At 66.0% G+C, this 7,733-nt stretch carries 4 protein-coding genes; all 4 read left to right on the top strand.

Translation table 11 applies throughout. The annotated features are described in order from the left end of the window. Positions 1–22 precede the first annotated feature (22 nt). The 4 genes from menC to ACWKY3_RS11580 all read left to right on the top strand — a co-directional run bounded on the left by menC (position 23) and on the right by ACWKY3_RS11580 (position 7,640). Positions 23–2,839: an o-succinylbenzoate synthase gene (menC, locus tag ACWKY3_RS11565; RefSeq protein WP_449316558.1), complete on the top strand. Its 2,817-nt coding sequence runs from the start codon at positions 23–25 to the stop codon at positions 2,837–2,839. Between the two features lie 126 nt (positions 2,840–2,965). Continuing rightward, the gene (locus tag ACWKY3_RS11570) at positions 2,966–4,495 is read left to right on the top strand and encodes a basic amino acid/polyamine antiporter (RefSeq protein ID WP_449316559.1); all 1,530 of its coding nucleotides are present in this window, start codon (positions 2,966–2,968) and stop codon (positions 4,493–4,495) included. Between the two features lie 899 nt (positions 4,496–5,394). Then, the gene (locus ACWKY3_RS11575) at positions 5,395–6,105 is read left to right on the top strand and encodes a xanthine phosphoribosyltransferase (protein ID WP_449316560.1); all 711 of its coding nucleotides are present in this window, start codon (positions 5,395–5,397) and stop codon (positions 6,103–6,105) included. Then, positions 6,102–7,640, top strand: a complete 1,539-nt coding sequence (locus tag ACWKY3_RS11580) for a uracil-xanthine permease family protein (protein WP_449316561.1) — start codon at positions 6,102–6,104, stop codon at positions 7,638–7,640. Before ACWKY3_RS11575 ends, ACWKY3_RS11580 begins: the two co-directional genes overlap by 4 nt. Positions 7,641–7,733 lie beyond the last annotated feature (93 nt).

Genomic DNA, 7,733 nt, shown 5'->3' on the forward strand with positions numbered 1-7,733 from the left:
AGAGGCAAGGCCAGAGGCGACGATGATCGGCCCGTTCGAAAGCATGGTTCGTCAGAACCCGCAGCGCACGTGCTTCACGTACGTTGACGAAGCGGGCGCGGAGTCGTCGTTTTCCTATCGCGAGACGCGCATGCTTTCGGCGGCCATCGCGCGCAACCTGCAGATACGCGGCGCCCGCCCCGGCGACGGCATAGTGGTGGACCTGCCGAACTGCCCCGCGTACGTGTTTCTGATGATGGCCGCGGCGTACGGCGGCTACACCCTGATCTGCCTCAACAACCGGTTGACGGAGGCCGAGAAGGTCAGTCGCGTTATGGAGGTGGAGCGCAAGCCCGGTATGGCCGTTGCCGCGCGCATCGACGAATCCAGCGTGAAACGCCTGATGGATCGCGCCACCGCGCTGCTCACCGGCGAAGAGCCCGGGGCCGCGCGCGGCGCATCGCGCGCGGCGCGGCCGTCGTTCGCCTCCCGCATAGCCGCCGCCTCGGCCGAGCCCCGCTCAACGAAAGCGCTCGGTCGGGCGGGGTCGGGCCGCGCCTCCGCGCGTCGGCGCGATGCGGTGGCGCGTCAAGATGCCCTGGAAGGCATCATCCACTTCGCCGAGCACGCGGCGCACGTGTTCGACCAAAGCGCACGCGCGCTTGTCATGTTCACGTCCGGCACCACAGGGCGGGCGAAGGCCGTCCCGCTCACCTGGGACAACCTATGCCAAGCCGCTGAGGCTTCGAACGCGATGCTCAATCGGCGCGGAGAGGGCGCTTGGCAGGCGGCGTTGCCCCTCTACCATATCGGCGGCTTTCAGGTGGTGGTGCGCAGCCTGCTGAACGGCAACCCCTTCGTGCTGTACCGCCGCTTCAACGCGGATCGCGTGCTTGAGGACGCGGCCCGCAAGGGGATCACCCACGTGTCGGTGGTGGACAAGATGCTGCAGGACATGCTGGCCTCGAACAAGGCCGACATCCTGCCGCGCTACAGGTGCATCCTGCTGGGCGGCGGCGCTGTGAACCCTCGCACGCTTGAGCGCGCGGGCGGCGCCGGCGCTTGTGTGTACGCCAGCTACGGCATGACGGAAACGTCCAGCCAGATTGCGAATGCGCAGGTCACTCCTTCGTTCACAGGCGGTCTTTGCCTGCTTCCCGGCTACCGGGCCCACATTGTGGACCCGGGCGAGGACGGCTTCGGGCGGCTGGCGGTCAAAGGCCCCGGCTTGTTCGAGGGCTACCTCAACGCGCGCGCGGCCCACACGGTGGACGGCTACTTCCTCACCGGCGACACGGCGGCCATCCACCAGGGGCTGCTCTACGTGAAGGAGCGCACGGAGGACATGTTCGTCTCGGGCGGCGAGAACGTCTACCCGGCCGAGATCAAGGAGAAGCTGCTGCGCGTGCCCGGCGTGGCCGATGCCCACGTGTTCGGCGTGCCCGACAGCCGCTGGGGCCGCCGTCCCGTCGCGCTGGTGGAGCGCACGCGGCCCGATGCGGCGTCGCGCTGGGTCAGGCAGCCGAACGGGCAGTTCGCTGCGGCGGTGCGCGCGGGGCTGGCCTCGCATCTGTCGAAGCTCTACCTGCCCAAGCACGTGTGCGCGATGGACGAGTTTCCGCGCAGCGGCATCGGCAAGGTGGACCGCGCCGCGCTCGAGCGCGCCTACGACCAGCGCATCGAGGTGCGGCGCGTTGCGCTCTACCGCATCCGCCTGCCGTTCTCGCAGCCGTTCAGAACGCCGAAAGGCGTCATGACCCATCGCGAATCCCTCATCGTGGAGGTTACGGACCATGCTGGCCGGACGGGTTTGGGCGAGTGCGTGGCCTTCCCGACCGACTGGTACCTGCCCGAGACGCTCGACCAAGACGAGCGTGTGCTGCGCGAGGTGCTGGCGCCGCTGGTGCTGCGCACCGCGTTTCTGCACCCGCGCGAGGCGAGCGAGCTGTTCGCGGGGTATCCCGAGGCGGCGTCGTTCCCTCTGGCGTGCGGAGCCATCGAGCCGGCGCTGTGGGATCTGCACGGCAAGATTGTCGGCGAGCCGCTGTGGCGGCTCATAGGGGGCAAGCGGGACGAAGCGTCCCCATCCACCCCTGCGTCCTCTGTTGCCGTGCCCGCCGGAGCGGTGATTGGGCTGGGGTCGGTTGATCAGACGGTGGGGGCGGCGCGCCGTTGCGCCGCGGCGGGGTATCGCCGCGTCAAGCTCAAGGTGGCTCCCGGCAGCATGCTTCCCTGCGTGCGCGCGGTGCGCGCGGCGCTTCCCGACCTCATGATCACGCTCGATGCCAACCAAAGCTTCACGGAGCGCGAAGCGGACGAGCTGCGCGCGCTCGACGGGCTTGGCGTGGCCTGGGTGGAGGAGCCGTTCGATCCTCGCCGCGTGCCCGCCGTGGGTCCTTCCGACCTGTTCGGCCGTTTGGCGCGGCTGCAGCAGACCATGCGCACCCCCATCTGCCTGGACGAATCCGTGGCGCGCCCGCGTGACCTGGCTCCGGCGCTCTCGCAGCCCGCCCTTTCCTGCTATGCGGTGAAGATAGGCAAGTTCGGAGGCGTGCAGCCGGCTTTGGACTTTGTGCGCGCGGCGCATGCGCGCGGCATCAACGTGTGGATGGGCGGCATGTACGACACGGGCGTTTCCAAGCGCCTGCATGCGGCGTTCCAAACGCTCGACTTCGTGAAGGCGCCCGGCGACATAGGGTCGACGTCGCGCTACTTCGACCAGGACATCACCGATCCTCCCTACACGGCCGTGCGCGGCTTGGTCACGCTCAATCGCCCGGGGCACGAGCACGGCTTGGGGTGCGATCTCAACCGAGCGGTTCTGGCAAGCGTCCTGGTGGATCGCAGCGTGGTGGAATAACCAGCGCAACGTTGCGAATTTTCGCGCATTTGCATTCGGGCGTTCAAAATGTGCCGCGCTGTCCGCCTCGGTTGCGGCTTGGTAAGGTATGATGCTCCCTATCGTATTGCGAAGGATAGGGAAGCGATGAGTGACGTAGCAACGCGCGGAGCCGACCGCATCAAGGGATTGTCCACCACGCCGGGAGGGGATCCCGGCCTGGCCGGGGTCGATGCCAACGCAGGCCATGGGAACCTGGGGATATTCCGTCTGGTCACCACGGTCATCACGCTCATCTTGGGCGCCGGCGTGTTCACGCTGTCGGGCGACCAGGCGGCGGGCGGCGCCAGCGGAGCGGCCATCCTCACGGCGTGGGGCATCTCCGCCGTTGGCGTGCTGTGCCTGGTCATGACGTTTTTCGCGCTTTCGCGCGTGAAGCCGGAGCTCAAAGGCGGCATCTACAGCTACGCTGCCGCCGGGTTCGGGGATTTCCTGGGCTTCAACAGCGCCTGGGGGTACTGGATCAGCGCGCTTCTGTGCATCGTCAGCTTCTCAGCGCTTTTGTTCGGCGCGCTGTCGTACTTCTTCCCGGTGTTCGGGGAGGGCAACAACGTGGCGTCCGTCATTGGGGCGAGCGTTCTGACGTGGACGTACACGTTTCTGGTGTCGCGCGGCGTGAAGGAGGCCACCGGCGTGAACGCCGTCATCACCATCAGCAAGTTCGTCCCCATCTTCGTTGCCATCACGGCCATCGTGTTCTTCCAGAAGTTCGACCTGGACATCTTCCTGGCCAACCTTTCCACGGGCGCTTCGCCCGGCATGCCGTTTCTTGACCAGGTGAGCAGCACCATGATGGTGACCATCTGGGTGTTCGTGGGCATCGAGGGGGCCGTGGCCATCTCCGGTCGCGCCAAGAAGGCCCGCGACGTGGGCAAGGCCACCATCGTCGCGTTTTGCTGCGTGCTGACCATCTACTTGCTGGTGAGCACGCTCAGCATGGGCGTCATGCCGCTGTCCGAGCTGTCCGAGCTGGGTAACCCCGCGCTTGCCGGGGTCATGGAGCGTGCGGTGGGGCCGTGGGGCGCGCTGCTCATCAACGGCGGCGTGATTTTGTCGCTGGTGGGCGCCATGCTGGGCTACACGGTGCTGACGAGCGAGTCGCCGTACGAGGCGGCCACCCAGGGCGTGTTCGTCAAGGCGTTCGCCAAGACCAACAAGAAAGGCGCGCCCATCGTCACGCTGGTGGTGACGAACGTCATCGTCGAGGTGTTTTTGGTGGTCATGCTGTTCTCCGACAGCACGTACCAGTTCTTCTACGCGCTGTCGGCCGGCATGATCTTGCTGCCGTACCTGTTGTCGGCGGCGTACTTTGCCAAGATCGCGTTCACCGAACCCGAGGCGTTCGCGGGCAAGGTGGGGGGCGCTATGGTCGTGTGGCGCGTCTTCGGGGTGCTCGGCGTGGTGTACAGCTTCTTTTTGGCATGGGCGAGCGGCACGACCGGCCTCACCCTCATGTCGCTTTTGTACGCGCCCGGCATTCTGATGTACGTCAAGGGCAAGAAGGAGCGGGGCGAGCCGTATTTGCAGAGCGCGGTGGACAAGGTGGTTGTGGCCGTCATCCTGCTGGCGGCGGCCGTGTCCATTGTGCTTCTGGCCAGCGGCCAAGTGGTGCTGTAGGCGCGGCTTTCTTGCCTTGCGCGTCTCGGGCGCTTTGGGGCGCCGGTCCTCGGGCATCCTCCGGAACCGGTCCTCGGACGCGTGCCCCTTAGTCGCCCCCGGCTGCCCTGGCGCCTCGACCGCCCAGCCCGCCAGCCATCTCGTGCGTCCGGTCGACGTCCGTCCCTCAGCCGCTCGCCTGATCTCCCGTCGGCCATCCCTCGACTATTCCCTGGTCGCTTCAAATTTCAATCCGAATTTCAACCCGTATTTCAGCTCCTCGAGTTCGTACAGTAAGGATCCAGAAAGTTTTCAGCAATATTTTACCGTAATGTAAGTTTACTTTGGTGTACTTGTCTCCAACGGTAAGAACTCGGAAGATTTTCCTTGATATATTACCGAAAAGGAGGATGTGGGGAGGGAAGCTCATGCTTTTCGGCCTTGACGTCGACCGTACGGTAAAATATGAAGAAAAAATTGCGAATCCATTACCGTTTGATGCGGGGACGTGCGCGCGCATGGTGCGGGGACGTGCGATGGACGTGTGATGCGCGGCACGAGGCTGCGCAGCGCGGGTCGTGCGGTGTGGCGCGGACAGCGCGGGGGCGTGCGGGGCCGCGCAGCGCATGGTGCGGCGCGCGTGGCACGGGGCCGTGGGGGCCGTGCGGCGCGCGACGCAGGTTGAGGCTGACCGCCAAAGCGAATGTAGCTTCTGCCAGACTCGCTGCGGGTGCATGGTGGGCGCCCGCAGCGTGCATCGATTCTCGGCGGCTGCAACTAGTTGCGGCGAATGTTGGCGTCGCGGCATTTTCCCGTTCTCAACCGGACGAGCGTCCTTTACACTGTCGGGCAAGGGTTTTACGGGCCGTCGCGCGCCGCGCGGCGGGACTGCGGAGACGAGCCGACGACGGAGGCAAGGCATGGAGCTGTTGGAGGAGCGCATCAGGCGCGACGGGGTGGTGAAGTCCGAAGGCGTCCTGAAGGTGGACAGCTTTCTGAACCACCAGCTGGACATCGACCTGTTCGATGCGATGGGCGCGGAGTTCAAGCGCCTGTTCGCCGACGCGCCCGTCACGAAAATCCTCACCATCGAGGCTTCCGGCATCGGCATCGCATGCGTGGTGGCGCGCCATTTCAACGTGCCGGTGGTGTTCGCGAAAAAGGCGCAGTCCATCAACCTGGACGGCGAGATGTACACCACGCGCATTCAGTCGTTCACGCATGGGCGAGTGTACGACGTCATTGTGGCGAAGAAGTTCCTCGGACCCGATGACCACGTGCTCATCATCGACGACTTCCTGGCGAACGGCTGCGCGCTCAACGGCTTGATAGACCTGGTGGCGGAGGCGGGCGCCACGGTGGAGGGCATTGGCATCGCGGTGGAGAAGGGTTTTCAACCTGGCGGTGCCGACCTGCGCGAACGTGGGTATCGATTGGAATCGCTCGCCATTGTGGACGCCATGGATCCGGTGACGGGAGAGATCTCGTTTCGCCATGCGTCCGCCGCGCCCACTGCAGCCGCCGAGGGGGCGGGCGCGCCTGCCGAATCGGCCATGAGCGCAGCCGCCGCGCCCGTCGCCGCGCCTACCGCGCCTGCTGCAGCCGCCTCCCCTAAGGAGGCCCGCGCGTGAAGCCCTTCAACCATGAGGAGCTGACCAAGCTCGACGGAGACGTCCCGTTTCTGCGTGCGGTGCCTTACGGCATCCAGCACATCCTGGCCATGTTCGTGGCCAACCTCGCGCCCATCCTCATTGTTGCGGGCGTGGCCGGCCTCGGCGACGCGCAAACCGGCACGCTCGTGCAAAGCGCCATGCTCATCGCCGGCATCGGCACGCTCATCCAGCTGTTCCCGCTGGGGCGCGTGGGGTCGGGCCTGCCCATTGTCATGGGCATCAGCTTCACGTTCGTCACCGTGCTCACGGGCATCGTGGCCACGTACGGTTACAACGCCGCCATCGGTGCCATCATCGTGGGCGGCATCTTCGAAGGCGTGCTGGGCCTGTTCGCGAAGTACTGGCGGCGCATCATATCGCCCATCGTGGCGGCCGTGGTGGTCACGTCCATTGGGTTCTCGCTGATGAGCGTGGGGGCCACGTCGTTCGGTGGCGGCTCGGGCGCGGAGGACTTCGGGTCGCCGCAGAACCTCGTGCTGGGGTGCGTGTCGCTGGGATCGTGTCTGGTGTTCCAAGTGCTGGCGAAGGGCAAGACCAAGCAGCTTTCGGTGCTGTTTGGCCTGATCGTAGGCTATGTGCTGGCCGTGTTCATGGGCAAGGTGGATTTCAGCGGATTTGCCGACGTGGGGTTGTTCGCGCTGCCGCAGATCATGCCGTTCGCGCCCGAGTTCAATGTGGGGGCCATCGTGTCGGTGGCGCTCATCTTCTTGGTGTCGGCCACAGAGACCATCGGCGACACCACGGCGCTTTCCATGGTGGGCCTTGGCCGCGAGGTGCGCGAGCGCGAGCTGTCGGGCTCCATTGCCTGCGACGGCTTCGTCAGCTCGCTGTCGGCGTGCTTCGGGTGCCTGCCCATCACGTCGTTCTCGCAGAACGTGGGCCTGGTGGTCATGACGAAGGTGGTGAACCGCAAGGCTATCGCCACCGGTGCCGTCATCATGGTTTTGGCGGCGTTTTTGCCGGTGATCAGCGTGGTGTTCTCGTCGCTGCCCGAGGCGGTGCTGGGCGGCTGCACCATCATGATGTTCGGCAACATCATAGTGAGCGGGTTCCAGATGATCGCGCGCGCCGGATTCACGCAGCGCAACATCACCATCGCGGCGCTGTCGCTGGCGGTGGGCATTGGGTTCACGCAGGTGGGAGACTTGTTCGCCATCTTCCCGGAGCTGGTGCAGAGCGTGTTCGCGCAAAACTGCGTGGCCGTGGTGTTCTTGGTGGCCATTGTGGCGAACCTCGTGCTGCCCAAAGACGAGCCGGATGCGAGGGCCGAAGACGCACCTGCGGCAGATGCTCCGGCCGGAGGGGCCGATGGCGCGCCCGCAGTGGCGAGCGTCCCAGCTGGGAGCGCGCCCGCAGCGGCGAGCGCCTCGGTCGGGAGCGCGTCTGCGACGGCGAGCGCTTCGGTCGGGAACACGCCCGAGTCCGGGGCTGCGCCCATCGCGCCCGCTCCCGCGATGGCAACCGCCAACCTCGACGAACCTGCCAGCGCGTAGCGCCTCGGTCGGCGGATGTTTCACGTGAAACATCCTCCGCTCCGCGCGCCCGCCGCTTTCCGCACTGCCTTTGCCCATCAGCATCAAAGCGCA

Source organism: Rubneribacter sp., from assembly GCF_965361815.1.